At 53.6% G+C, this 24879-nt stretch carries 21 protein-coding genes and 1 pseudogene; 15 read left to right on the top strand and 7 right to left on the bottom strand.

Annotated elements, in window-relative coordinates; all coding sequences use genetic code 11:
• Positions 1–12: 12 nt before the first annotated feature.
• Entirely contained in the window at positions 13–1053 is a 1041-nt protein-coding gene (gene ribD, locus EPD59_RS01525) for a bifunctional diaminohydroxyphosphoribosylaminopyrimidine deaminase/5-amino-6-(5-phosphoribosylamino)uracil reductase RibD (RefSeq protein WP_133271246.1), read from the bottom strand.
• A 52-nt stretch (positions 1054–1105) separates the two neighbouring features.
• Between ribD and prmC the strand changes: the two genes are divergently transcribed.
• From prmC to rfbA, 7 genes and pseudogenes are all read left to right on the top strand, one after another.
• Positions 1106–1966, top strand: coding sequence for a peptide chain release factor N(5)-glutamine methyltransferase (gene prmC / locus EPD59_RS01530; protein WP_133271247.1), 861 nt, complete (start codon positions 1106–1108; stop codon positions 1964–1966).
• Positions 1967–2088: 122 nt separating this feature from the next.
• A complete protein-coding gene (locus EPD59_RS01535; protein WP_133271248.1) occupies positions 2089–2691 on the top strand; it encodes an acyltransferase in 603 nt (200 codons plus the stop codon).
• Between the two features lie 26 nt (positions 2692–2717).
• A pseudogene (locus EPD59_RS01540) lies at positions 2718–4012 on the top strand (nucleotide sugar dehydrogenase).
• Between the two features lie 14 nt (positions 4013–4026).
• Complete coding sequence (gene galE, locus EPD59_RS01545) at positions 4027–5064, top strand: UDP-glucose 4-epimerase GalE (RefSeq protein WP_133271249.1); 1038 nt, start codon at positions 4027–4029, stop codon at positions 5062–5064.
• A gap of 49 nt (positions 5065–5113) precedes the next feature.
• Positions 5114–6166, top strand: coding sequence for a dTDP-glucose 4,6-dehydratase (gene rfbB, locus EPD59_RS01550; protein WP_133271250.1), 1053 nt, complete (start codon positions 5114–5116; stop codon positions 6164–6166).
• A gap of 69 nt (positions 6167–6235) precedes the next feature.
• Positions 6236–7243 carry an SDR family oxidoreductase gene (locus EPD59_RS01555; protein WP_133271251.1) on the top strand — a complete coding sequence of 336 codons (1008 nt, stop codon included), beginning with the start codon at positions 6236–6238 and terminating at the stop codon, positions 7241–7243.
• 61 nt (positions 7244–7304) lie between these two features.
• The gene (rfbA, locus tag EPD59_RS01560; protein ID WP_133271252.1) at positions 7305–8183 is read left to right on the top strand and encodes a glucose-1-phosphate thymidylyltransferase RfbA; all 879 of its coding nucleotides are present in this window, start codon (positions 7305–7307) and stop codon (positions 8181–8183) included.
• Positions 8184–8250: 67 nt separating this feature from the next.
• Here the strand turns inward: rfbA and chrA are convergent, their stop codons facing one another.
• Both chrA and EPD59_RS01570 read right to left on the bottom strand, forming a co-directional pair.
• A complete protein-coding gene (chrA, locus tag EPD59_RS01565; RefSeq protein WP_240731565.1) occupies positions 8251–9483 on the bottom strand; it encodes a chromate efflux transporter in 1233 nt (410 codons plus the stop codon).
• Positions 9484–9633: 150 nt separating this feature from the next.
• Positions 9634–10611: an isopenicillin N synthase family dioxygenase gene (locus EPD59_RS01570; RefSeq protein ID WP_133271253.1), complete on the bottom strand. Its 978-nt coding sequence runs from the start codon at positions 10609–10611 to the stop codon at positions 9634–9636.
• Between the two features lie 127 nt (positions 10612–10738).
• Here EPD59_RS01570 and EPD59_RS01575 point away from each other — a divergent pair, with 127 nt between their 5' ends.
• From EPD59_RS01575 to EPD59_RS01590, 4 genes are all read left to right on the top strand, one after another.
• Positions 10739–11566: a hypothetical protein gene (locus EPD59_RS01575; protein WP_133271254.1), complete on the top strand. Its 828-nt coding sequence runs from the start codon at positions 10739–10741 to the stop codon at positions 11564–11566.
• 277 nt (positions 11567–11843) lie between these two features.
• Positions 11844–12656, top strand: a complete 813-nt coding sequence (locus tag EPD59_RS01580) for a PD40 domain-containing protein (protein WP_165963438.1) — start codon at positions 11844–11846, stop codon at positions 12654–12656.
• Positions 12560–13894 (top strand): OmpA family protein, encoded by a 1335-nt coding sequence (locus EPD59_RS01585; RefSeq protein ID WP_133271256.1) that lies wholly within the window; start codon positions 12560–12562, stop codon positions 13892–13894. The genes EPD59_RS01580 and EPD59_RS01585 overlap by 97 nt, the downstream gene beginning before the upstream one ends.
• 297 nt (positions 13895–14191) lie before the next feature.
• Positions 14192–14635: a response regulator gene (locus EPD59_RS01590; protein WP_240731566.1), complete on the top strand. Its 444-nt coding sequence runs from the start codon at positions 14192–14194 to the stop codon at positions 14633–14635.
• A gap of 128 nt (positions 14636–14763) precedes the next feature.
• Here EPD59_RS01590 and floA read toward each other — a convergent pair whose 3' ends face one another.
• Both floA and EPD59_RS01600 read right to left on the bottom strand, forming a co-directional pair.
• A complete protein-coding gene (gene floA, locus EPD59_RS01595) occupies positions 14764–15765 on the bottom strand; it encodes a flotillin-like protein FloA (RefSeq protein WP_133271257.1) in 1002 nt (333 codons plus the stop codon).
• A gap of 85 nt (positions 15766–15850) precedes the next feature.
• Positions 15851–16315, bottom strand: coding sequence for an NfeD family protein (locus EPD59_RS01600; RefSeq protein WP_133271258.1), 465 nt, complete (start codon positions 16313–16315; stop codon positions 15851–15853).
• 187 nt (positions 16316–16502) lie between these two features.
• Here EPD59_RS01600 and EPD59_RS01605 point away from each other — a divergent pair, with 187 nt between their 5' ends.
• The gene (locus tag EPD59_RS01605) at positions 16503–16757 is read left to right on the top strand and encodes a hypothetical protein (protein WP_240731567.1); all 255 of its coding nucleotides are present in this window, start codon (positions 16503–16505) and stop codon (positions 16755–16757) included.
• A 68-nt stretch (positions 16758–16825) separates the two neighbouring features.
• Here EPD59_RS01605 and proS read toward each other — a convergent pair whose 3' ends face one another.
• The gene (gene proS / locus EPD59_RS01610; RefSeq protein WP_133271259.1) at positions 16826–18301 is read right to left on the bottom strand and encodes a proline--tRNA ligase; all 1476 of its coding nucleotides are present in this window, start codon (positions 18299–18301) and stop codon (positions 16826–16828) included.
• Positions 18302–18495: 194 nt separating this feature from the next.
• Between proS and EPD59_RS01615 the strand changes: the two genes are divergently transcribed.
• Together EPD59_RS01615 and EPD59_RS01620 are read left to right on the top strand one after the other, a co-directional pair.
• Positions 18496–19719, top strand: coding sequence for a hypothetical protein (locus tag EPD59_RS01615; RefSeq protein ID WP_133271260.1), 1224 nt, complete (start codon positions 18496–18498; stop codon positions 19717–19719).
• A 67-nt stretch (positions 19720–19786) separates the two neighbouring features.
• Positions 19787–21340, top strand: a complete 1554-nt coding sequence (locus tag EPD59_RS01620; RefSeq protein ID WP_133271261.1) for an OmpP1/FadL family transporter — start codon at positions 19787–19789, stop codon at positions 21338–21340.
• Between the two features lie 93 nt (positions 21341–21433).
• Here EPD59_RS01620 and EPD59_RS01625 read toward each other — a convergent pair whose 3' ends face one another.
• Positions 21434–22390 carry a hypothetical protein gene (locus tag EPD59_RS01625; protein ID WP_133271262.1) on the bottom strand — a complete coding sequence of 319 codons (957 nt, stop codon included), beginning with the start codon at positions 22388–22390 and terminating at the stop codon, positions 21434–21436.
• A 185-nt stretch (positions 22391–22575) separates the two neighbouring features.
• Here EPD59_RS01625 and EPD59_RS01630 point away from each other — a divergent pair, with 185 nt between their 5' ends.
• Positions 22576–24798: a S9 family peptidase gene (locus EPD59_RS01630; protein WP_133271263.1), complete on the top strand. Its 2223-nt coding sequence runs from the start codon at positions 22576–22578 to the stop codon at positions 24796–24798.
• The last annotated feature ends 81 nt before the right edge of the window (positions 24799–24879 follow it).

The raw sequence follows: 24879 nt of genomic DNA on the forward strand, positions 1-24879 counted from the left end.
CAGAGGTGATGCCTACGCGCGGTAGTGATGATATACAAACAGCGTATCCTCGCCCAGAGTTACCTGCTCGTGCAAATGCTTGATACCGAGTTGGGGGGCAGCAATGCCACTACCCAGGGTTTTAGGATTGCGCAGTATCCGCGCTTCATCCCACAATCCGTGTTGCAGCAAAGAGGTTAGCACTGTAGGGCCGCCCTCCACCAATACCGATTGTATCTGCCGCTCGAACAGGTTGGCCAGAATACGAGGAAACAAGTCTTCCGCTTCAGGCAGTTTGATGTATTCAATATTAGTGCTGGCCGCCCGTTCGCGGTAGGTATAAACCAGCGTAGGCTGCTTGCCATCCAATAAATGGTGACTGGGGGGCAAACTTAGGTTCTTGTCGATGACAACGCGCACCGGATTTTGGCCGGGCCATTCGCGCACGTTCAGGTTAGGGTTGTCATGCAGGGCCGTGCGAGTGCCGACTAGGATGGCCTGCTCCTCGGCGCGCCACTGATGCACCGCCACGCGGGCCAACGCACCACTTATTTGAATGGGCTGATAAAACCGTCCGGCCAATAGTCCGTCAGCCGTTTCGGCCCATTTTAAGACCACGTAAGGGCGTTTTTTCTCCTGAAAAGTGAAGAAGCGCCGATTCAGCCACCGCCCTTCTGCCTCCAGCACGCCCGTTTCTACATGCACCCCAGCGGCCCGCAGCTTATCGATGCCCCGGCCGGCTACTAGGGGGTTGGGGTCGAGGTTGCAGATGACTACGTCGCGTACGCCGTTGTCAATCAATAAGTCGGCGCAGGGCGGCGTTTTGCCAAAGTGAGCACACGGCTCCAGGGTCACATACACACGACTTTTGGGCAACAGGCTTTTGTCGGTTACGGCAGCCAGCGCATTTACCTCGGCATGCGGCCCGCCGTAGCGCTCGTGCCAGCCTTCGCCAATGATACGGCCTTGGTGGGTTACTACACAGCCAACAACGGGGTTGGGCCGCGCGTAGCCCAGGCCCAGCCGAGCCAGATCGAGGGCGCGGCGCATTATCAGTTCATCAAAATCACGCATACGGGGTGGGAGGAACGTAGCTTTATGGCCGAAGGTACAAACCTCGCCTCGTATGACCATCCTGGAGCTAACGCGCCGCCTCACCACCGCTTTGGGGGGCATTTATCCTGAGCCTGAAGCCGCTGCCATTGCGGGTCAGGTGATTGAGTATTATCTGGAACTGACTCCCTTGAAGCGCCGCATGCAAGCCGCTGAGTTGGTGCCAGCAGAGAAAGAGCAATTGCTAGAAGCCGCTCAGGTCCGGCTGCTACGCCACGAGCCGCTACAATATGTACTAGGCACGGCTCACTTTGCCGGCCTGGAGCTGGACGTGACGCCGGCTACCCTTATTCCCCGGCCCGAAACGGAGGAGCTGGTAGCGCTTATTATAAAAGAGCAAAAAAAAGCCCCCCAGCTTACTGTTCTAGACATCGGAACGGGCTCCGGTTGCATTCCTATTGCTCTCAGTCAGGCGCTGCCCGAAGCGCGGGTGATAGGAGTAGATATTTCGGCAGAGGCGCTGGCCGTGGCTCAGCGCAATGCGGCCCGCTATGCGCCAAACGTAGAGTTTCAGCAAGTAGATATTCTGCGGGCCACGCCAGCCGGAATTGTCCCCCACAGCGTGGCGGTACTAGTGAGCAATCCACCGTATGTGCTGGCAAGTGAGCGGGCGCAAATGCGGCCCAACGTGCTGGAGTACGAGCCCGCCACCGCGCTGTTTGTGCCGGATAATGACCCGCTGCTTTTTTATCGGCGCATCGCGGAGCTGGGGCTGCAATTGTTGCGACCGGGGGGCAAATTATACTTCGAGATAAACGAGCAATACGCCACGGCCGTGCTCGACTTACTCGCCGAGCTAGGGTACGCTGGGGGGCAAATTCACCAGGATATGTTTGGCAAAGACCGCATAGTGAGTGGGAGTATTGGCGCCTAAATACGCTCGTGCTTCCAAACCCAAAACTTTTCGACGTTGCGCGCCCCAAATTTCTCAAACTTAAAAAGTCCTACCTTTGCCGGCTCAAAATCGGCAGCCTGCCGAGCTAGTTATCTGCTTTCGTGACTGATACGGTTGCCTATTTTGCTCACCCCACCGCTGTGCTCGACGACGGCTGCCGTATTGGCACCGGGTGTCGCATCTGGCACTTTGCTCACCTGATGGCGGGCTGCGAATTGGGCGAAAACTGCACCATTGGGCAGAACGTGATGATAGCCGATGGCGTCCGCCTAGGCCGCAACGTGAAAGTGCAAAACAACGTGAGCCTGTATACGGGCGTGGAGTGCGCCGATGATGTTTTTCTGGGGCCGTCCGTCGTGTTTACCAATGTACGCAACCCGCGCAGTGCCTTTCCACGCCGCCACGAATACCAACCTACCGTGTTGGAGCGCGGCGTGAGCGTGGGGGCCAATTCTACTATTATATGCGGGGTGCGGCTGGGAGAATACGCCTTTGTTGGGGCCGGTTCCGTAGTAACGCATGATGTCGCACCGTATGCCTTGGTGTATGGCAATCCGGCTCGTCTGCAAGGCTGGATGAGCCGCGCCGGGCACCGCCTCACTTTCGATGCCAGCCAGCGGGCCACCTGCCCTGAAAGCGGCATGCAATACGAGTTAATTACTGATAATCAGGTGCTACCTGTTATTTCGATCCAAAATTCATAAGTCAAAATTCAGCATTTCTTCTTCCTGTGTACGAGCAATTACTTCAGAAAAAAGCCAAGCTAGCCGTCATCGGTCTTGGGTACGTGGGCTTACCTATCGCCCTTGAGTTTGCCCGCAAACTCAGCGTTATCGGCTTCGATATAAACGCCGCCCGTGTCGACTTGATGCGTAACGGTATCGACCCCAGCGGTGAGCTGGAAGCCAAAGACTTCGAGGGCTGCGACATTACGTTCACCGACTCTCTGGAGGTGTTGCGTGAGGCCACCTTCTTCATCGTTGCCGTGCCCACGCCCATCGACGAGCACGCCATGCCCGATTTGAAGCCCCTATTGGGCGCCTCAACCAGCGTGGGCAAGGTGCTCAAAAAAGGCGATTACGTAGTGTTTGAAAGCACGGTATATCCCGGTTGCACTGAGGAAGACTGCATTCCAGTGATGGAGAAACTGTCGGGGCTGTCATTTCCTCAGGATTTCAAGGTGGGCTACTCCCCGAGCGCATCAATCCAGGCGATAAAGAGCATACGTTGACCAGCATCATCAAGGTAGTGGCTGGCTGCGATGATGAATCGCTGGATATTATTGCTAAGCTCTATGAACTGGTGGTAAAAGCTGGCGTGCACCGGGCCAGCAGCATTAAAGTAGCCGAGGCAGCCAAGATTATCGAGAACACGCAGCGCGACGTCAACATTGCGCTGATGAATGAGTTGTCGTTGATTTTTGACCGCATGAACATCAATACCTACGAGGTGTTGGAGGCTGCTGGTACAAAGTGGAATTTCCTCAAATTCTCGCCCGGCCTGGTAGGTGGTCACTGCATTGGCGTTGATCCTTACTACCTGACCTACAAAGCGAAGGAGCTAGGCTTCGACGCCAAAGTTATCCTTTCGGGTCGCAGCACCAACGACAATATGGGCGCTTACATCGCCCGCAAAACGGTGCAGATGATGATTAAGCAGGGCAAGGACGTTGCTAAAAGCCGGGTGCTGGTGATGGGGGCTACCTTTAAGGAGAACGTAGAGGATATTCGCAATTCCAAAGTGGCCGACGTAATTCAGGAGCTGAAAAACTTCTCTGTAAACGTGGATATCGTAGATCCGCACGCCGACTCTGACGAACTACACCATGAGTATGGCTTTCGCCTCACATCCGCTGAAGAGACCAGAACTGACTATGACGCCGTTATTGTAGCCGTAGGGCATAAACCCTACCTCGACAAGAACGAAGCGTATTTCAAGTCGATTACGGCTGACAACGCCGTTTTGGTTGATATTAAAGGTCTGTACCGCAGCAAGATGCAGGATTTGCACTACTGGAGCCTATAGAACACATGCTAGATATGGAAAGGACGAAAATATTAGTAACCGGCGGCGCAGGCTACATTGGCTCACACGCGGTGGTGGAGCTATACGAAGCTGGATATCAGCCTGTAATCGTTGATAACTTCAGCAATTCTTCTGAGTCTGTGATGCACGGCCTGAAAGAGATTCTGGGGACCAATATAGCGTGCTATGCCATCGACTGCGCTGATGAAATAGCCCTACGGGAGGTTTTTGCGCACGAAAAGGACGTGCGTGGCGCCATCCACTTTGCTGCCTACAAGGCGGTAGGGGAGTCAGTGCAGAAGCCACTAGCCTACTACCATAACAATATCGCTTCCTTGCTGACGCTTTTGAAAGTGATGCAGGAGTTTGAGGTGGCGAACGTGGTATTTTCTTCTTCCTGTACCGTGTACGGCATCCCTGATCAGTTGCCTGTTACGGAGGAAACGCCTACCAAGCCAGCTACCTCGCCCTACGGCAACACCAAAAAGATTTGCGAAGACATCCTGCGTGACGTAGTAGCTGCGCCAAATAGCAGCGTGCGCACAATACTACTGCGCTACTTCAATCCTATTGGTGCCCATCCTTCGGCTCTTATTGGTGAACTGCCGCTGGGCATACCTAACAACCTGGTGCCATTCGTGACCCAGACGGCGGCGGGTATTCGGGAGAAGCTTACCATCTTCGGCAATACCTACGACACCCCCGACGGCACCAACGTTCGCGACTACATCCATGTAGTAGACTTGGCTAAGGCACACGTAGTGGCCGTGGAACGCCTCTTAAAAGGGGAAAGCGAGCCAGTTGAAACGTTCAATGTGGGCACCGGCCGCGGCAACAGTGTGCTGGAGGTAGTACAGACGTTTGAGAAGGCAACCGGTCAGAAACTCAACTACGTTATCGGTCCTCCTCGCCCCGGCGACGTACCGGCCATCTATGCCGATGTAACCAAAGCTAATCAGGTACTAGGGTTTCAAACCACTACTTCCTTAGAAGAGAGCTTGGCGAGTTCCTGGAAGTGGCAGCAGAAATTAATGGCGGATAACGCAGGTTAAACAGCCGAAATACCGCTGTCTAGTCGTTAAACGGTTCAACTGTAAGCAGATGAAAATCATTATCACCGGCGGGGCTGGATTTATTGGGTCGCACGTGGTGCGCCTGTTTGTAACTAAGTACCCGGAATATCAGATAGTTAATCTGGATGCGCTGACGTACGCAGGTAATCTTGAAAACCTGCGTGATATCGAGGATGCGCCTAATTATCGCTTCATAAAAGGCGACATTGCTGATCAAGCATTCATCGATGAGCTATTTGCGCGAGAAGAACCCGACGCTGTAATTCATCTGGCGGCCGAGTCGCACGTTGACCGCTCCATCACTGATCCGCTGGCTTTCGTGAAAACCAATGTGCTCGGAACAGTGCATTTGTTGAACGCGGCCAAAAACCTATGGAAGCCGCTGGGGTATGAGGGCAAAACATTCTACCACGTAAGCACCGATGAAGTATACGGCTCCCTTGAAATGGGCCCCGAGATGTTCACGGAAGAAACGGCGTATGATCCTCGCTCCCCCTACTCCGCTTCTAAGGCTAGCTCCGACCATTTTGTGCGCGCATGGCACCATACATATGGTCTGCCGGTGAAGTTGAGCAACTGCTCCAATAACTACGGCCCCAACCATTTCCCGGAAAAGCTGATTCCGCTAGCTATTCACCGCATCCGCACCCAGCAGCCGGTGCCGGTATATGGAAAGGGCGAAAATGTGCGCGATTGGCTTTTTGTGAAAGATCATGCGACGGCCATTGACGCGGTGTTCCACAAAGGCAAAGTGGGCGACACCTACAATATTGGCGGCGTAAATGAGTGGCAGAACCTGGCGCTGATTCATCTGCTGTGTGACGTGGTAGACGAGAAAACCGGCCAGGCTCCTGGCACTTCGCGCAAGCTTATCACCTTCGTGAAAGACCGGGCCGGGCACGACTTGCGCTACGCCATCGACTCGAGCAAAATCATGAACGAGCTAGGCTGGAAGCCCTCCGTCACGTTCGAGCAAGGCCTCGCCCAAACGGTAGACTGGTACTTAGCAAATACCGAATGGCTAGAGCGCGTGACGACGGGTGCCTACCAAGATTATTACCATCAGCAATACAGTAACTAGGGCTGGAAGAGCCATAATTTTCACTCAAATAAGTAACGGCTCCTCTTTCCTTCCTCATTCCCCGACAACGTGTACGAAACCCCCTTTCACGACCAGCCACTCGATAATCTGACCTTTCTGGTTACGGGTGGTGCCGGCTTCATTGGCTCCAATCTGGTTGAATACCTACTTAAATACGGCGCCGGGCGCGTGCGCGTGCTGGATAATTACTCCAACGGGTTCCGCAAAAACGTGCGCTTGTTCGAAGGGCATCCGGCCTTGGAGGTTATTGAAGGCGATATCCGCGATCCGCAAGTGTGCCGCGATGCTTGCCGGGGGGCAAATGTGGTGCTGCATCAAGCTGCATTAGGCTCCGTACCGCGTTCGATCAATGACCCTATTACGAGCAACGATGTGAACGTGGGGGGCTTTGTGAATATGCTGGTGGCTGCGAAAGAAGCTAACGTGCAGCGCTTTGTGTACGCAGCTTCTTCGTCAACTTATGGCGATTCGCCTCACTTGCCCAAAGTAGAAGACCGCATTGGGAAGCCTCTGTCACCGTATGCCGTGACCAAGTATGCGAACGAGCTGTACGCCGACGTATTTGGCAAAACTTACGGCATGCCCATTATTGGCCTGCGCTACTTCAATATTTTTGGTCCTCGCCAAGACCCAAATGGCGCTTACGCAGCCGTAATTCCGTTGTTTATTGACGCTGTGTTGCAAGGAAAAGCCCCCCGCATGAACGGGGACGGTGGTCAGACCCGCGACTTTACCTTCGTCGAAAACTGCGTACAGGCGAATATTAGAGCAGCTTTGACTACAAATCCGGCGGCGCTGAATGAGGTATATAATATTGCCGTAGCCGACCGCACGTCGCTCAACGATCTGTTCAATATTCTGAAAGAAGAAGCCGGCTCCGACATCACGCCCGAATACGGCCCCGATCGGCCCGGCGACATTCGCGACTCACTAGCTGATATTTCCAAGGCCAAAAACCTACTGGGCTACGATCCTCAGATTCGTATTCGGGAAGGTTTGCAGCAAACGCTGGCGTGGTTTAAGGCCAACCAAACTTTCATTCGCGAGAGCAACTAAACGCCGAGCGACCATACAGGTCATTCATGTTCCAATTTATATAGCAGGTTCATCCGAACAAATGAAAGGTATTATTCTCGCCGGTGGATCTGGCACTCGCTTGCACCCGCTCACGCTGGCCGTTAGCAAGCAACTCATGCCGGTGTATGACAAGCCGATGATCTATTATCCGCTATCAATTTTGATGATGGCTGGTATCCGAGACATTCTCCTGATCACGACGCCTCATGATCAGGCCCAATTTCAGCGTCTGCTCGGCGATGGGAAAAGCTTAGGTTGCAACTTTCAATACGCCATTCAGGAAGTTCCCAACGGCTTGGCGCAGGCATTTGTCATTGGCGCCGACTTTATCGGAGATGATAAAGTTGCCTTGGTCTTGGGGGATAATATTTTTTACGGCGAAGGCTTGGAGCAACTGCTGCAAAGCAATAGCAACCCCGACGGGGGCGTGGTGTACGCCTACCACGTAAACGACCCTGAGCGTTACGGCGTAGTGGAGTTTGATACTGATAAGAAGGCTCTCAGCATTGAGGAAAAGCCCAAAATGCCTAAGAGCAACTACGCGGTGCCGGGGCTGTACTTCTATGATAATGAAGTAATTGAGATTGCCCGTAACCTTAAGCCCAGCCCACGGGGCGAATACGAAATTACGGATGTGAACCAAGAGTACCTGCGCCGTGGCAAGCTGAAAGTGGGTATTCTGGGCCGTGGCACGGCCTGGCTGGATACGGGAACATTTGAGAGCCTCATGCAGGCCTCCGAGTTCGTGCGGGTAATCGAGCATCGCCAAGGCCTAAAGGTGGGTTCCATTGAGGAAGCTGCTTACCGTCAGGGATTTATCACGGCTGATGAGCTGCGCAAGATAGCGGAGCCTCTGCGTAAAAGCGGCTATGGTGACTACCTGATGAACCTGCCCGAAACGCAAATGCTGGAACAGTAACCGAGTGGAGACACCAATAAAAAAGCCCCCAAGCTAGCTTGGGGCTTTTTTATTGGTGTCAGAGGTTTTAAAACAACAGGCCAGCTACCAATCCGGCCCCGATGATAACGTAGGACGGAACCTTATTCCACAGCAGCAGCAAGAACGTAGAAGCTACCAGTATCAGATTGATAGGCGTATCGGGCAGCGGATGATAGAGCAGGAAGGTAGCGGCCCACACCAAGCCCGCACTCACCGCATTAATACCTTCCAACGACGCTTTCACCACGCGATACTGCTTTAGCTGGTCCCAGAAGCGGATGAGGAAGAAGATTAGAAAGGTGCCCGGCAGAAAAATGCCCGCCGCCGCTACCAGCGCCCCTAATAACTGGCCACTTACCCCAACCTCATCCCGCCGCATCGCCAGCGCCCCGATATAGGAAGCAAAGGAAAAATTGGGCCCTGGCATGGCTTGTACTAGTCCCAAACCGGATAGAAACTCCGGGGCCGTGAGGTAGCGCTTAAACTCCACGAACTCAGCGAATAGGAGAGGTGCCAGTACTTGCCCACCCCCAAACACGAGGCTACCGTTGCGATAGAAGTTCTCGAAAAGTCGCACGGGCAGCCAGCGAGTGTAGTGGCCGAGTACGGCCGCCGCAATAAGCACCCCCAGCCAGAGAATAAAGTTGGCCCACTCAACACGCAAAGGCTGCTTTTGCTCTACCTGCGGCAGCTTGCTGTAGCGAAAGGCTGTAATTAGCCCCCCAGCCAATAATAATAGAGGCAATACGGCCGGCAACTGGAAGGAATAGGCCAGCATGGCTCCCGATACCATCAGGGCAACTGAAGTCTTCGTGTGAATTACCTTTTCCGCAATTTTGTACGCCGAATAAGCCACAAAGCCAATGGCGATGGGCTGCACAAATTGCACTAGCCGAGCTACAAGGCTAGAATCTAAGTAGCTAATACTGAGTGCGAAGACGGTCATGAACGTCACGGCGGGCGTCATCCAAACCAGCAGCGTGAGATAGGCCAGATTGGGGCCGCCCAGCCGAAAGCCAATAGCAGTAATCGTTTGGGTAGAGGAGGGGCCGGGCACGATCTGGCATAAGGCCGTCAACTCGACCAACTCCGCCGACGTGAGATAACGTCGTTTATCAACCAGCAAGCGGAACATCATGGCCAGGTGCGCCTGCGGTCCACCGAAGCTGGTGAGGGCCAGCACGGCCACATCCTTCAGGAAAATGATGCCGCGTACGCGCTTGGTACGCGTGCCACTTCGGCGGGGTGGGGGAACCAAGCTAACCTCTTCCGTTTCCACTTTTTAGTGCTTGGTGCTTTTAACTGCCCAATAGCAAGGCGTTCATTGTTGGAAGATAAGATACGGTATTATCAGAAAAAAGCCCCCAGAAAAATGCCGGGGGCTTTATACCTCAAGTATCGGGTGTCAGAAGATAGCTGACAACCACGATTACTTTTTCTTCAAGCCAAGCTCAATCAAACGCTCATTCAGGAATTCGCCGGCGGTGATGTCTGCTTCCTGCTTGGGATTGTCAGGTGTAACGCAGCTTTCCAAGGCAGCTAAACTCATTTCGGAGCGAGGGTGCATGAAAAAGGGAACGGAGAAACGCGACGAGTTCATCTTCTCGCGGGGTGGGTTTACCACGCGGTGAATGGTGCTCTTGAGTACGCCATTGGTCAGGCGCTGGAGCATATCGCCCACGTTTACCACAATCTGATCGGGCAGAGCCGTGATGGGAATCCACTTGCCATCACGACGCAACACCTGCAGACCATCGGCCGAAGCCCCCATGAGCAGCGTAATCAGGTTGATGTCGCCGTGTTCGGCGGCCCGCACTGCATCAGCCGGTACCGCATCAGGGTTCTCAATGGGGAAGTAATGGATGGGGCGCAGAATGCTGTTGCCGTTGCGCACCTTATCATCGAAATAGTTTTCGGGCAGATTCAGGTACAACGCAATAGCACGCAGCACATCCTTACCCGCCGCTTCCAGCGTTTTGTACGTGGTTAGCGTGGTCTGGTGAAAGCTGGGTACTTCCTTCGGCCAAATGTTATCAGGATACTCGTTCTTGATAGGATCATTTGGGTCATCTACCTCTTGGCCTACGTGATAGAACTCCTTAAGGTCGCCGGTGTTACGGCCCTTCGCGTGCTCTTTGCCTTTGCCAATGTAGCCGCGCTGACCCGCCAAAGCCGGGTTCTCATAGCTTTGTTTTACCTCATCAGGCAGCGAAAAAAAGGATTTTACGTCGGCGTAGAGCTGGGTGGTTTGCTCTTCGGTTAGGCCGTGATTACGTAGTGCCACGAAGCCGATGCTTTGGTAAGCATCACCGAGTTGTTGAACGAAGCGCTGCTTGCGCTCCGGGTCGCCTGACCGAAAGTCGGCTAGATCGAGGGATGGAATTTCTTCCAGCAATGTTGGGTCCATAGCGGAAAATCAAGATACTTTTGAGCAATCATTTCGTATTCTGCAAGGTACTCAAAAATCAAATGTCATCTTTGTAGCTCAACGATACCGGATTTCTGGGTCTTTTAGTATAATTCCACTTTTTATTATGAAAGCATCAACTTTACTCTTAAGCGGCGCCATATTTTTAGGCCTTGTAGCCTGTGACACAGCCCGTCAGCAAACCGAAACTGCCAGTCAGACCATTGCTGAGAATACGGCACCGGGCGGTTTGTCAAGTATGGAAAAAAATGGAATCCGCCTCACTCCTTTCAACGACTCGCCTAAATACCCTGAGTCGCAGATGCGGCTGAAGTCACCGATTTCCGGCAACACGCTCGCATCTGGGGCAGTAGCTTTCGACTACGACTTAACCAACTTTCAGCTAACCAAAATGACCGGCGGCGTACATGCTGAGCACATGGCTAATTCTCAGCAGGGCCAGCACATTCATAATATCGTTGACAATGAGCCCTACACGGCGCATTACACCACTGAGTTCACTAAGAATATTCCGGATGGCCAGCACGTAGTGTTGTCGTTCTTGTCGCGCTCTTACCACGAAAGCCTCAAGCACCGTGGCGCTTACGATCTGCGCCTGATCAATGTAGGGTCTGCGCCCGTTACCCCATTAGGGGCCGATCTGGCCGCTCCACACATGTTCTATAGCCGCCCCAAGGATACTTATTCGGGTAATGATACCAAGAAGGTGATGCTAGATTTCTACCTAGTTAACACTACCCTGGCTCCTGAAGGCAACAAGGTGCGCGCCACTATCAACGGCACTGAGTTTGTGCTGGATCAGTGGTTGCCGTACATGATGGAAGGCTTGCCCGCCGGCCAAAATACCGTGAAACTGGAGCTAGTTGACACGAATGGCACCGTTATTCCGGGGCCGTTCAACTCCGTTACCCGTACGTTCACCCTGCAGCCCTAGGCATCTACTGCTGATTGCTTGATTTTCAACAAAAAAGCCTGTTCATGCTTAGCGTGAACAGGCTTTTTTTAATGTTGTAGCTTATATAGTTTCTTTTTAATAAGGAAAAAGTTCTATTTTTAGAAAAAATATGTCCATATAATCATCATGAGTAATTTTGGCTTGGCTTTCGCAGATCGGAGCCGCCCCCGAAACTACTTTGAATGTGATTGGGCAAGAAACGAAGTCAAAGATGAGCTTGTTAGGCTCTCTTCCTAATATCTTTTTGGTGTTAACTATGCGTTTTTACAAGTCGTTTTTTACGTTGGCGGTCGTGCTGGCCTTGAGCTTAAACGCTCAGGCTCAACATGCTGTCTGGGCCAGCAAAGTAGTAGAGGTATCGTCGCAGAAGGCGGAAGGAAAAGAGGCATTCTCGCCCGACAAAGTACTAGGTGAGCCGAACGCCAAGCCGCTTGGGCAAGTAAGCAACGATGCCTGGATTCCGAAAAAAGAAGGGAAAGAGGAATTTGTGGAAGTTCGCTTCAGTAAGTCGCTGATTGCGCGCCAGGTAACGGTCGTGGAAAATTTTAATCCAGGGTCAGTTATTAAAATTGAATTGGTCGATACGCGAGGCGGAAAGCACCAAGTGTACGAAAACAAGAACCCGGGCCCCATCCCGGAGCTGTTTCGCTCTCTGCAAGTAACCTTTGAACCAGGTACTTACCGGACGATAGGCGTGATAGTAACCATGAACACGCTGAAAGTAAATGGCGTGAATCAGATTGACGCTATCGGTATTGCCGACGTGGTGGCTACCATGGTGAAGGAAGAATTCAAAACGGCCCCCGCAGATGACAATGGGGTATCGGCCGACTCGTCGATGGTGAACTTGGGACCTGCCGTCAATTCGAAGTACGTTGATACGCACCCAGTTATATCGCCTGATGGCAAGACGCTATTCTTCGCCCGTCAGGAAAGTCCGCAGAACGTGGGGGCAAAGATGATGTGCAGGATGTGTGGTACAGCAATCTGCGTGACACGGCCACTAAGTCGTGGAACCCTGCCAAGAATATCGGAGGGCCCATTAATACGCCCGGCCCCAATGGCTTAGCCTCAGTTTCGTCGGATGGTAATGCCGTAGTGTTGATTAACGTGTATAACCCCGATGGGTCATTGGACCCTAAAGGCTTGAGTATGGCCCGGCGTACGCCCACCGGCTGGACAAAGCCAACGAAGATAGAAGTAGAGGATTTCTACAACGACGACCCCGAAAACGTTGATTTCTACCTCGCTACATCCGGTAAAGAGCTCCTAATGGCAGTAGAGCGCAAAGATGGGCAGGGCCAGCAGGATTTATATGTCAGCTTGCTCAAGAGCGATGGCAAAACCTGGGGTAAGCCGCGTAATCTGGGTACCTCGGTGAATACTAAGAAGGCTGAATTTGCTCCCTTTCTGGCGGCTGATGGCAAAACACTGTACTTCGCCTCGGAAGGGCACGGTGGCTACGGGCAGAGCGATATTTTCTACAGCAAGCGTCTTGATGATACTTGGACAAGCTGGACTAAGCCGCGCAATCTGGGTTCCAACATCAATTCTTCTGACTTCGATGCGTACTACACCGTATCGGCGGCGGGGGAAGATGCCTATCTGGTGTCGTCGCGCAACGGTACGGAGGGCTCACGCGATATTTTTCGTATCGGCCTCACGCCGCAGTTTAAGCCGGAAGTTGTAACGCTGGTGCGTGGACGCGTACTCGATGCCAGCACCAAAAAGCCAGTTGCCGCCAAAATCCGCTACGAAAACCTGCTGACCGGCGAAGAGTTGGGCGTGGCAGAAACCAGTCCGGTAGATGGCTCATACACTATTGTGTTGCCTTCGGGAGCGCACTATGGCTACCGCGCCGAGGCTGCCGATTATATCTCGGAAAGCGACAATATTGATGTAACCGATCGACAGAAGTATACTGAGCTGACGCAGGATTTGTACCTGATTCCGTTCACGGTAGGGCAAACTATCAAGCTGACCAATATCTTCTTTGCGCAGAGCAAGTTCTTTCTGCGTGAGAACTCTTACCCCGAACTGCAACGCCTGATCGGGATTATGAAGGAGTATCCGAACATGGAAATTAAGCTGGAAGGCCACACCGATAATCAGGGCGACCCGACCTTGAACGTGAAGCTGAGCCTTGACCGCGTAAATGAGGTGAAGAAGTATTTAGTGGCGCGAGGCATTTCAGCCGCTCGTATTACCACGGAAGGCTTTGGAGGCAGTAAGCCCGTAGGCAGCAACGACCAAGAGGAAACGCGCCGCCTCAACCGGCGGGTTGAATTCCGAATCACGAAGAAGTAACAGCTTCTGTAAGCCTGTATTTTCCTGAATCACAAAAAAGCCCCCAGTAATTAGTCTGGGGGGCTTTTTTGTGATTTAAGGCCTTCGTGACGGCTAGACACAGCGTAAGGATAGGTGGCAGGTATGGAATATTACAAATGGGAAGATCTGTACCGACTATGTGCGCAACTAAACCATCAGCTTGCTTTTATCGTCTAGTTAAATGACTAGCCGTACTTCTAAGCGAAAACGAACAGCCAGCATACGACTCCATAGGTACTGGTCTTGCATAATAGGCAGGCCACACTCCTTCTTCCATTGAACGCCCCGACACTGCATCTGCCCGTGGATAAGATTTCCTGCACCCTCCTAGTAGACGACGACCGCATCAATAACTTTCTCAATCAAAGGCTATTGGAAGGACTTAATATGACGGATAAGTTGCTCACGGCCCTGAATGGGAAGGAGGCGCTGTCTTTGTTTGAAAAGGAGTGCCGCGAGTCTGCTTGTCCGGCGCTGATCTTGTTGGACGTAAACATGCCCGTCATGAACGGTTTCGAGTTTTTGGAGGCCTACGACCAGCTCCAGATAACGCCCAAAGAGCCCGTTATTATCATTATGCTCACCACTTCATTGCACCCGCGCGACGTAGAGCGCGTGCAGCAACTGGGCATTGCTGGCTTCCTGAATAAGCCGCTGACTAAAGAGAAAGTGAATGATATTCTGAAGGACCATTTTAACCGGGAACTGCCGCAGGAATAAGCCCATACACGGGGTTGTTCAAGTTAAGTAGCCCAATTGCCCAGCAAAAAGCCCCCGAACGCAGTGGTTCGGGGGGCTTTTTGCTGGGCATGAGAACCTGTAAATGCGCTGGCTTTTGCCTCTGCTAATCAGGTCTGGCGGGTCTCGTCGCGGCCGGGCTTGATGCTGCTACTTTGCCCTCCAGGATTCGCAATGGAGTCGCGCATGTCGGTGTCTGACTGAATGTTGCGCATTTTGTAGTAATCCATAATACCTAGGTTGCCACTGCGGAATGCTTCGGCCATAGCCTTCGGAATTTCGGCCTCGGCCTCCACCACGCGGGCTTTGGCTTCCTGCGTCTTGGCGCGGTTCTCCTGCTCCACGGCGACGGCCATAGCGCGACGCTCTTCGGCTTTGGCTTCGGCCACTTTCAGGTCGGCCGTGGCCTGGTCGATTTGCAGCTTGGCCCCAATGTTTTCGCCGATGTCGATGTCGGCAATATCAATGGACAGAATCTCGAAGGCAGTACCCGCGTCCAAGCCTTTGCTCAGCACCAGTTTCGATATCTTATCCGGATTTTCGAGCACTTCCTTATGGGAGCGCGACGAGCCGATACTGGTTACAATGCCCTCACCCACACGGGCCAAGATGGTTTCTTCGCCGGCGCCGCCCACTAGCTGCGTGATATTGGCGCGCACCGTGATGCGGGCCTTGGCAATGAGTTGAATCCCATCCTGCGCCACGGCCGCCACGTTAGGCGTGTTGATGACTTTGGGATTTACAGAAGTCGTGACGGCCTCAAATACGTCGCGACCGGCTAGGTCAATAGCAGTAGCTTGCTTAAAGGTGAGCGGAATATTGGCCTTGTCAGCGGAAATAAGGGCTTTGATAACGCTCGGAATATTACCGCCAGCCAAGTAGTGCGTTTCCAGATCATTCGCGGTTAGCTCCAAGCCTGCCTTAGTGCTCGTAATCAGAGAGTTGACGATAAGCGTGGGTGAAACCTTACGCACCCGCATCAGCACTAGCTGAAATAGGCTGACCCGCACCCCCGAGAAAATAGCCGTAATCCAGAGCCCGATGGGAAAAAAGTACAGGAAGACCAGCAGAGCTACGGCCGCGATAGCAAGCGGAATAAAGGGAAACTCCATTAAGTAGGGGTGTAGGCTTTAGTAGAGAGAAGAGAAAAGGCTATCTGGGGAGCTTTTGGGGAGCCTACCAGCACTGCTTTAAGGGTTAAGCTTGTTCTACAATAATGCGATTCTGCTCGATGCGCAGAACGCGCACGGCGGTGCCCGCATCCAGAAATTCTCCCCGCGTGGCAGCTTCGCGGCGGTCCTCGCCAAACAGAACAGTACCGGCGGGCCGTAGTGCCGATAGTGCCCGGCCGGTAGTACCGGGCTGCATATCGGGGCGGCGCACATCGCGTACGCGACTGTCGTTTACGTCGGTGAGGGCAAACCTATGCAGATTTTTTGGTCGGAGACCTACATATAACATCACCCCCGCGGCCACCACCGAAAACAGCAGCGCATAATGGCCAGCAGTGCTTCCCAAATCCCGATAGCCTAGCCATACGCCTACTACCAGCAACCCAAATCCGATCAGGCCAACCAAGGTAGTGCCCGGAATAAACAGCACTTCCACGACGAGAAAAAGCAGTCCGAAAAGCAGAAGTAAAATAACGGTAAGCCAGTCCATAGAACGGAAAGTAGGATGTGTTCTTAAATATACACAAAAACAACCGCCGCTGCCAGCCCTCACTCCGATCTTCCTGAACTCAAATTTTCTACCCTTTTTCTGCGGTGAAACGGCGAGAAAACATATTCAGTAGCTAAAATAGATAGAAGCGCACCTCTGGTTTGCCCGGTAAGCACGTAGTTATAGCATGATGAAACAACGTGAAATAACGGACCAGTCGAACACAGCCTGGACTTGTGTGCAGGCCTACGCCGGCCTTGATAGTGAAACCGCCGAGCAGGCTACCAAGCTAGCTGAAGCGGAAGACGGAACCGTGACCGTAGTCTGCACGCCCAGCGGCGGTGCCCAAACCGTGCGGCTGGAGTTGGATAAAGGGTGGCTAGACGATCTTTCGGATGAGGAATTAACGTCCGCTATCAGTTCGGCCGGTACGGGTAACTAGCTGAGTTAGGAAGCAAAAAAGCCCCCGACAGTAGTAGCGGGGGGCTTTTTTTGAGGGAGGATAATTTACTAATATGCTCGCGCAAAGTGAGCCCGCCGCGTGCTGGGCTTGCCCGTCACGATGCAGATACCATCCTCATCCGGCTCGGCCAGCGCCAGGCAGCGAATAGTGGCTTTCGTCTCGTCCTTAATGCGCTCCTCCGTTTCGGGAGTGCCATCGTAGTGCGCTACCACGAAGCCGCCGGGGCCGTCGAGCACCTGCTTGAACTCCTCGTAGCTCTCCACGCGAGTAGTATGGGTTTCGCGGAAGGTATGAGCGCGCTGGTAGATATTCTTTTGGATATCCTGAAGCAGCTGATCGATGTTGTTCACGATGTCGGTGAGCGGCAGGTGCAACTTCTCCTTGGTGTCGCGGCGAGCTACTTCCACTGTGCCGTTTTCCAAGTCGCGCATACCGATGGCCAGCCGCACGGGCACGCCTTTCAGCTCCCACTCAGCAAACTTAAAGCCCGGCCGCTCGGTGTCGCGGTCGTCGAGCTTTACGCTGATGCCGCGCTCCAGCAAACCCATTTGAATGGGCCGGATGCGCTCCTTCAATTCATCAAGCTGGCCAGTTTTGTAGATGGGCACGATAACTACCTGAATAGGAGCCAGCTTGGGGGGCAAAATTAGTCCATCGTCGTCGGAGTGCGCCATAACTAGAGCACCCATCAGGCGCGTACTCACGCCCCAGCTGGTTCCCCACACGTGCTCCAAACCACCTTCTTTGGTGGCAAACTGCACGTCGAAGGCCTTCGCAAAATTCTGCCCCAGAAAATGGGAAGTGCCGGCTTGCAACGCTTTGCCATCCTGCATCAGACCCTCGATGCAGTAGGTTTCGAGCGCACCAGCGAAGCGCTCATTCTCGGTCTTTACTCCTTTTACCACCGGCAGCGCCATCCATTCCTCCGCAAACTCGGCGTACACATCCAGCATCTGGCGAGTTTCGGCCAGGGCTTCTTCGGCCGTAGCGTGGGCCGTGTGGCCTTCCTGCCACAAGAACTCGGCGGTACGCAGGAACAAGCGCGTGCGCATCTCCCAGCGCACCACGTTAGCCCACTGATTAATGAGCAGAGGTAAGTCGCGGTAGCTCTGAATCCAATTTTTGTAGGTGCTCCAGATAATCGCCTCCGACGTGGGCCGCACAATCAGCTCTTCCTCCAGCTTGGCATTCGGATCGACGCGCAGCTTCCCCGGATTATCGGGGTCCGTCTGCAACCGATAGTGCGTTACTACGGCGCATTCCTTGGCGAAACCTTCCGCGTTTTTTTCTTCGGCTTCAAATAAACTTTTGGGTACAAACAGCGGAAAGTAGGCGTTTTCATGGCCCGTGCGTTTGAACATATCGTCGAGCTGGCGCTGCATCTTTTCCCAGATGGCATACCCGTATGGCTTAATAACCATACAGCCCCGTACTGCCGAGTTCTCGGCCAGGCCGGCGCGCTTCACTAACTCATTGTACCACAGGGAATAATCTTCGCTCCGCTTCGGCAAACTTTTACTCATCTTTGGAGTATCTTTAAATAAGCAAATCCGTTCGTACTCTGGTACAACATTTGACACTACAAAAGGGCACCGTTTCGGGGCAAATTACGTTATTAAAACCCAAGCAGTCCGCTACATTAGCGGAGAAGAGCGTGGGTCCCGTTAGGTTACCCGTATTCTCTACTTTCTTGGTTCACACTTTCGCGCCAGCAGACATGAAAAATTTCCTCCCAGCCTTATTGCCCACTTTGGCCCTACTTACGCTCGGGGGCTGCGTTGGCACGTCGGCGCTCACCTCTACGGAGAGCGACGGTGTTTACTATACGTCTAAGGATAAGACAACTCTTGTAGCCTCGGCTGCCCCTGCCTCATATGAGGAAGGTAGCTACGAAGCTACCACCGATGAGGCGGCTAATCCTGACTACAATGAGGATGCTGCATCATCTAACGCGCGTAGTGGCTCATCCGAATATTATGATGAAGACTACGGTTATTCGACGCGCATTCGTCGCTTTCATCAGCCATACCGCGGTACTGGCCTTGGCTACTACGATCTGGCCTATACCGACCCTTTCTGGTATGGCTCTAATGCCTATTATGGTGGTTACTCGCCCTACGGTGGTTTCTACGATCCTTTCTACAATCCCTACGCTTTTGGAGGTGGCTCCTTCATTAACATTGGTTTAGGCTTCGGCAATCCTTGGTCGCGCCCATGGCGCTATGGCTACGGTGGCGGTTATGGTCTCGGCTATTACGATGGTTTCAACAATGGCTATTACAGCCGTCTGGGTGGCTACGGCTATGGTGGCTTAGGCTACGGCGGTCTGGGCTATGGCAACGTGTATAACCGCAACTACACTGATAACCGTCGGAACGTAAATGTGGCCCCGCGCCGCGACCGTAGCAGCCAAGCTTACACCCTCGACCGTCCGTCCAACAATGGTCCGGTAATGTCTACCCGTAGCCGCGGTGGTAATGTGGTTGATGGCTCTGGTGCTACTGCCGCTCCTGCACCTACGACCGCTGGTCGGGGCCGTGGGCGTGTGCTAAACGCATCAGGCGCAGATTCGCCGCAGCCTACTGCCCAGCCTTCTCAGCCTGGCGTGGTTACGGAATCGGGCGCTGGTGCCAGCCAGCCGCGGCGGTGGCGCACGGTAGATCCAGCTGCTAGCACTGGAACTGCTTCCCCCAATCAGCCTGCTCGTGCCTTCCCCTCACGTCGGGAGATGCGCAACGCGCCTAGCCAGCAGGTATCACGTCCACAGCGCTCGGAGTCTTCCAATTCAGAACGGTCTACTCGGACATATTCACAGCCCTCGCGCTCTGAGTCATATTCGCAGCCTTCGCGTTCGGAGTCGTACTCACAGCCTTCGCCTTCGTCGAGCCCCAGCAATAGCGGTGATAGCAACAGCGGCGGCAGTCGTGGACGTATTCGTTAAGCCAACGGCGTAAGCTCAATAATAATCTGCGCACGTTCGTTTTAGGCGAACTGTCTATTTCTCCTTCATGAAAAACCTGAAATACTGGCTTGGTTTGACCCTTATGGGTTGGGCCAGCCACGCCTTTGCCCAAAGCGAAACGGATGCGCTACGCTATTCGCAGCTGCAATTTGGGGGCACATCCCGGACACTAGGCATCGGGGGAGCCAACGTAGCGGTGGGCGCTGACCTCGGAAACCTCGTGAGCAACCCTGCTGGTCTGGGGCTTTTCCAGCAGTCGGAAGTGAGCTTCACGCCTGGCCTGAACATCGGCAATACCACTACCTCGGGCATCGGGGCCCAGTTATCAGATTCGCGCAACGGCTTGCAGATAGGAAGTCTGGGGGCCGTTTTTGTAAACCGTCGCCCCGACGATGACAATACGTCGGACTGGCGGGCCGGGGCGTTTGCTGTGGGCCTGAACCGCATCAATGATTTTAACACGAGTTTCCGCTATTCAGGCACGGTTCAGGATAACCAATCATTCTTTCAGCGCCTTCGCGAGCCGCGACTGTTAAATGGCTCTTTGCCTCAAACGCTGGATGATATTATCAACCAGGATAATACGGGCAACTATCTGGATCTGGAAGGCTTGGCCTACGGTGCTTATCTAACTAATATTCAGGATAACGGCCCAGGCACGGCGGAGCAGATCGTGACTGTACCACGCAGTGGCCCCATCACGCAGCAGGAAACGGTGGTAAATGAGGGCTCGCAGACGCAGTTTGATTTCGGGTATGGCGCCAGCTACCGGGATAAGATTTACATCGGTGGGGCTATTGGTATTGTGAGTACACGCTTCATCCAAACCCGTGAATTCATTGAGTTAGGTACCGACCCGAGTAGCGGGGTGAGCCTAACGTTGCGCGATAATCTCGAAACGCGGGGCAATGGCTTCAATGCGCGGCTGGGGGGCATTTATCGGCCCAACGACCAGGTGCGGGTGGGACTTTCCGTCCAGACGCCTACGTTCATGCAACTCGATGATACCTATAGCACCTCCCTCACGACGCAGTTCACGCCGCCCGTTGAGTTTGTTAATGAGAACGGGCAGGTTATCGACCGGATTTCTGATGGGTCTGCATCTACTAGTGGCGAGTTTAGCTACCGCCTGACAACGCCTTTCCGGGCATCTGGAGGCGTGGCAGTATTGATTGGCAAGTATGGTTTTTTGAGCGGTGACCTGGAATATGTAAACTACCCCAGCGCCCGGCTGAGAGACGATTCAGATACCGGACTCTCCGGCTCTTTTAGCTCGCAAAACGACGCCATTACGGCGCTCTACCGCTCCACCGTAAATGTGCGGATTGGTGGGGAAGCCCGCTATAATGCTTTCCGCTTTCGGCTGGGATACGCCCGTTACGGCAGCCCGTATGAAGGTAGCGGCCAGGATGGTTCCCAGAACTATTTCACTGGTGGCCTCGGCATTCGCCAGAATCGGTTTTTCCTTGACTTAGCTGGTGTTTATAATACTGGTAATCAATACTATCGGGCTTACACGCTGAATTCTGGCAACGAGCCTGTGATTACCGTAGATGCGAACCGCTTCACTACTTCTATAACCGCTGGTATTACTTTCTAGGTAGCCGTGGTTACCGCGAAAAAAGGCTGCTTCCTTGCAAGGAAGCAGCCTTTTTTCTTGACGAGCCAACAATTTTTGCCCCCCAGTTCCTGCCTAGGGCTGCTTGGTGACGCGCACGCGCAAATCGACGGTAGGGCGGTCGGAGGTTGGTAGCTTTTCCACCAGTATGAGTCCAGTTTGCCCCCCAGTTGTCTGGAAGGCATATACTTGGTTGAGGGCCAGCGCCCCGGTGCGCGTGATCGTTGTGTTCTGAGAATTTGCGAAAGCTGTGGTAATGGCCTGGGGGTTGATAGCGCCGGCAAAGCCGGTAGCAAGTAGTGGGGTTTGCTTGAGCACTGTCAGGTTTCTGGCTGGCCATGCCCTGATACCTAAGATTGGATTCGTGGTGAACAGCGGATCGGAGGGAGTTACGAGAATAGGCGCGTTGCCAAAGGAAGGAAAGTACAGTACATCAATACGTTGCTGAATAATAGGATTGGTGCGAACGGCGGTATTGGGAAATAATAAGCCGGCGTCCAGATCCAGAAAGCTCAGTGTACGTTGGGATGTAGGCGCTTGCAGGCGGGCAACGTATTCGTGGTAGGGGACAGTCAGCGAGTCGGTTTTGCGGGTGGTAAGCTCGAAACGACGACTGGCTTTGTTCCCATCCGCATCGGTTACCTCGAAGCGCCAGCTTTCACGGCCCGAAGTGGTGCGAGTGCCAAAGGTGAACTGGTAGGCCAGCTTGCGAACCGTAAGTAGGGAGTCCAGATATACCACGCTATCCTTAGGGGCGTTTTCTGGGTCGTAGGGGCTAGGGTAGATGAAGGGGCTCGACTGGGGCTCGTACTTCACCGTGATGACTAGGCGCTGGAGCAGCGGCCCGTTGGCCGAGTCGCGGTTGTCGGCAAAGATGCGGGTGGAAAAGGTGTCGCCGGGAGCCGTTACGAGGCGGTTATTGCTTACAAAGCGACTGGTACCAACAAAGTCAATTCGTGGGCCGGAGCCGGGGTCAGGAGTGCAGGCTGCCAGCAAGCTCAGCAGCGACAGAAGAAACAAAGACAGACGCATAGACAACAAAGGTCGGGGATGGAAAGCGAATGCTAACGCCTCCATCGCAGATGCTAGTACGCAGCAGGTGAGGCAGTGGCAGCTACTTTAATCCAAATTGCCCCCCAGGGTCCAAATCTTGCGGCCTCTTTGATTTATTGAATACCTTTAACCCACATAATTCCGCCGTCATTTTATTTCACTCTATGAAGTTTCGCTCTTTCGGGCTGGCCTTGTTGCTCACTACGGCTAGTCCTGCTTTAGTACCCCAAATTGCCCCCCAGGCTTTTGCCCAGCAAAAACAAGCCATAACTCTCGAAGATATTTGGTCGAAGCCCACGTTCCGGGCCCGCTCTGTACCGGGCTTCAACTGGATGCGCGACGGCCGCTACTACTCCGCTCTCGATGGCGGCAACTTGGTACAGTCGGATGTGACGACCGGCAAACCCGTTAGCACGCTTGTAGCCGCTCAAGATTTGCGCGTAACTGGCAGCAACGAACCATTAGCCGTGGATGGCTACAGCTTCAATGCCGACGAGCAGAAAATTCTATTCTGGACCGCTGAAGAGCCTATTTACCGTCGTAGCTCCAAGGCTAATTACTTCGTGTTTGATCGGGCTACGAAGAAACTAGCTCCCCTAAGTGCTGGTGGCAAGCAAAGCTACGCCACCTTCTCGCCCGACGGCAAGCGGGTCGCCTTTGCCCGCGACAACAACCTGTTTGTGGTCGATTTGGCCACGATGCAGGAAAAAGCGGTGACCACCGACGGCGTGGTCAACAAAATCATTAACGGCTCGGCTGATTGGGTGTACGAGGAGGAGTTTTCGTTCGCTCAAGGCTTTTTCTGGTCACCAGACAGCCGCCATGTGGCTTTTTATACTTTCGATGAAAGCCAGGTGCCCGAATATAACATGCAAGAGTGGGGTGCGCTCTACCCCAAAGACTACCGCTACAAGTATCCCAAAGCAGGCGAGAAGAACTCGGTAGTAAGCGTGTCGGTGCACGATGTAGCCGCCGCTCGCACCACCAAAATGGACGTGGGCAGCGTAGCCGATCAGTACATCCCGCGGGTGCTTTGGACCAAAACGCCCAATCTGCTCAGCATTCAGCGCATGAACCGCTTGCAGAATAAGCTGGAGCTATTGCACGCTGACGCTGCCACGGGCAAAACCCAAGTAGTCCTCACCGATACCGACCCAGCTTATGTGGACATTGCCGACGACCTGCGCTACCTGAACGATGGAAAACAGTTCATTTTCAGTAGTGAGAAAGACGGCTACCGCCACTTGTACCTGTATGATATGAAGGGCAAGTTGGTGCGTCAGCTAACCAAAGGCAACTGGGAGATTGGTGCTATTGAGGGCCTCGACGAGAAAAGCGGGCAAGTGTATTTTACTAGCACCGAAGCCTCGCCCTTGCAGCGCCACCTCTATCGCGTGAGCTTGAAAGGCAAAGGTAAAAGTCGCCTAGGAGAAGCTGGTACTGGCACTGATGTCGTGAATATTAGCCCCGATACCCGCTATTACCTCAACTATCACTCTGCCGCCGGCGAGCCGACCACTGTGAGTCTGCGCAACGGTCAAGATGGCAAGCTGGTGAAAGTGCTGGAAGACAACGCCGCGCTCCGCCAAACCCTGAGCCAGTATAACCTCGGCAAGGTGGAGTTCTTCGACTTCAAAACCACGGAAGGCACTACGCTCAACGGCTGGATGATTAAGCCTGCCAACTTCGACCCAAGCAAGAAATATCCCGTGTTGATGCACGTTTACGGTGGTCCTGGCTCCCAAACCGTGCTCGATAATACGGGCGGTGGTGTGGCCCTAACCAACTACCTCTGGCACCAGATGCTAGCTCAGAATGGCTACATCGTGGTATCGGTGGATGGGCGCGGAACAGGGGCTCGGGGGGCAAAATTCAAGAAAAGCACCTACGCCAACCTTGGCAAACTCGAAACCATCGACCAGGGCGAGGGCGCCAAGTATTTGGGCACGCTGCCCTACGTGGATAAAGGCCGCATCGGTATCTGGGGTTGGAGCTTTGGCGGTTACATGACCGCCCTGGCCATGACCAAGGAAACTGATTTATTTAAAGCAGGTATTTCGGTGGCGCCCGTTACCAACTGGCGTTACTACGACACCGTGTACACCGAGCGTTTTCTGAAGACACCCCAGGAAAACCCCGGCGGCTACGACGACAACTCACCTGTGCAGTTTGCGGAGCAGCTAAAGGGTAAGTACCTGCTCGTGCACGGCACCGGCGACGACAATGTGCATTTCCAGAACTCTGTGGCCTGGACTGATGCGCTTGTGAAAGCCAATAAAGACTACCAGACGCTGTATTACCCCAACCGCAACCACGGTATTTCGGGCGGCAACACGCGCCTGCACCTCTACCGCCAGATGACCGATTTTATCCTGAAAAATCTGTAATAGGTTGTCTGGGGGCTGTTTTGCAGAATGAACCAGTCATTCATTTTGCGCCTTTCTCGTTGTTTATAAGCTGTTCTTTCC

It is taken from the genome of Hymenobacter radiodurans (genome assembly GCF_004355185.1).
Classification (GTDB): domain Bacteria; phylum Bacteroidota; class Bacteroidia; order Cytophagales; family Hymenobacteraceae; genus Hymenobacter; species Hymenobacter radiodurans.

Bases quoted from the DNA above. Each gene is read 5' to 3' on its own strand.
- ribD (WP_133271246.1), bottom strand. From the start codon at position 1,053: ATGCGTGATTTTGATGAACTGATAATGCGCCGCGCCCTCGATCTGGCT.
- prmC (WP_133271247.1), top strand. From the start codon at position 1,106: ATGACCATCCTGGAGCTAACGCGCCGCCTCACCACCGCTTTGGGGGGC.
- galE (WP_133271249.1), top strand. From the start codon at position 4,027: ATGGAAAGGACGAAAATATTAGTAACCGGCGGCGCAGGCTACATTGGC.
- rfbB (WP_133271250.1), top strand. From the start codon at position 5,114: ATGAAAATCATTATCACCGGCGGGGCTGGATTTATTGGGTCGCACGTG.
- rfbA (WP_133271252.1), top strand. From the start codon at position 7,305: ATGAAAGGTATTATTCTCGCCGGTGGATCTGGCACTCGCTTGCACCCG.
- EPD59_RS01570 (WP_133271253.1), bottom strand. From the start codon at position 10,611: ATGGACCCAACATTGCTGGAAGAAATTCCATCCCTCGATCTAGCCGAC.
- EPD59_RS01575 (WP_133271254.1), top strand. From the start codon at position 10,739: ATGAAAGCATCAACTTTACTCTTAAGCGGCGCCATATTTTTAGGCCTT.
- EPD59_RS01580 (WP_165963438.1), top strand. From the start codon at position 11,844: ATGCGTTTTTACAAGTCGTTTTTTACGTTGGCGGTCGTGCTGGCCTTG.
- floA (WP_133271257.1), bottom strand. From the start codon at position 15,765: ATGGAGTTTCCCTTTATTCCGCTTGCTATCGCGGCCGTAGCTCTGCTG.
- EPD59_RS01600 (WP_133271258.1), bottom strand. From the start codon at position 16,315: ATGGACTGGCTTACCGTTATTTTACTTCTGCTTTTCGGACTGCTTTTT.
- EPD59_RS01605 (WP_240731567.1), top strand. From the start codon at position 16,503: ATGATGAAACAACGTGAAATAACGGACCAGTCGAACACAGCCTGGACT.
- proS (WP_133271259.1), bottom strand. From the start codon at position 18,301: ATGAGTAAAAGTTTGCCGAAGCGGAGCGAAGATTATTCCCTGTGGTAC.
- EPD59_RS01615 (WP_133271260.1), top strand. From the start codon at position 18,496: ATGAAAAATTTCCTCCCAGCCTTATTGCCCACTTTGGCCCTACTTACG.
- EPD59_RS01620 (WP_133271261.1), top strand. From the start codon at position 19,787: ATGAAAAACCTGAAATACTGGCTTGGTTTGACCCTTATGGGTTGGGCC.
- EPD59_RS01625 (WP_133271262.1), bottom strand. From the start codon at position 22,390: ATGCGTCTGTCTTTGTTTCTTCTGTCGCTGCTGAGCTTGCTGGCAGCC.
- EPD59_RS01630 (WP_133271263.1), top strand. From the start codon at position 22,576: ATGAAGTTTCGCTCTTTCGGGCTGGCCTTGTTGCTCACTACGGCTAGT.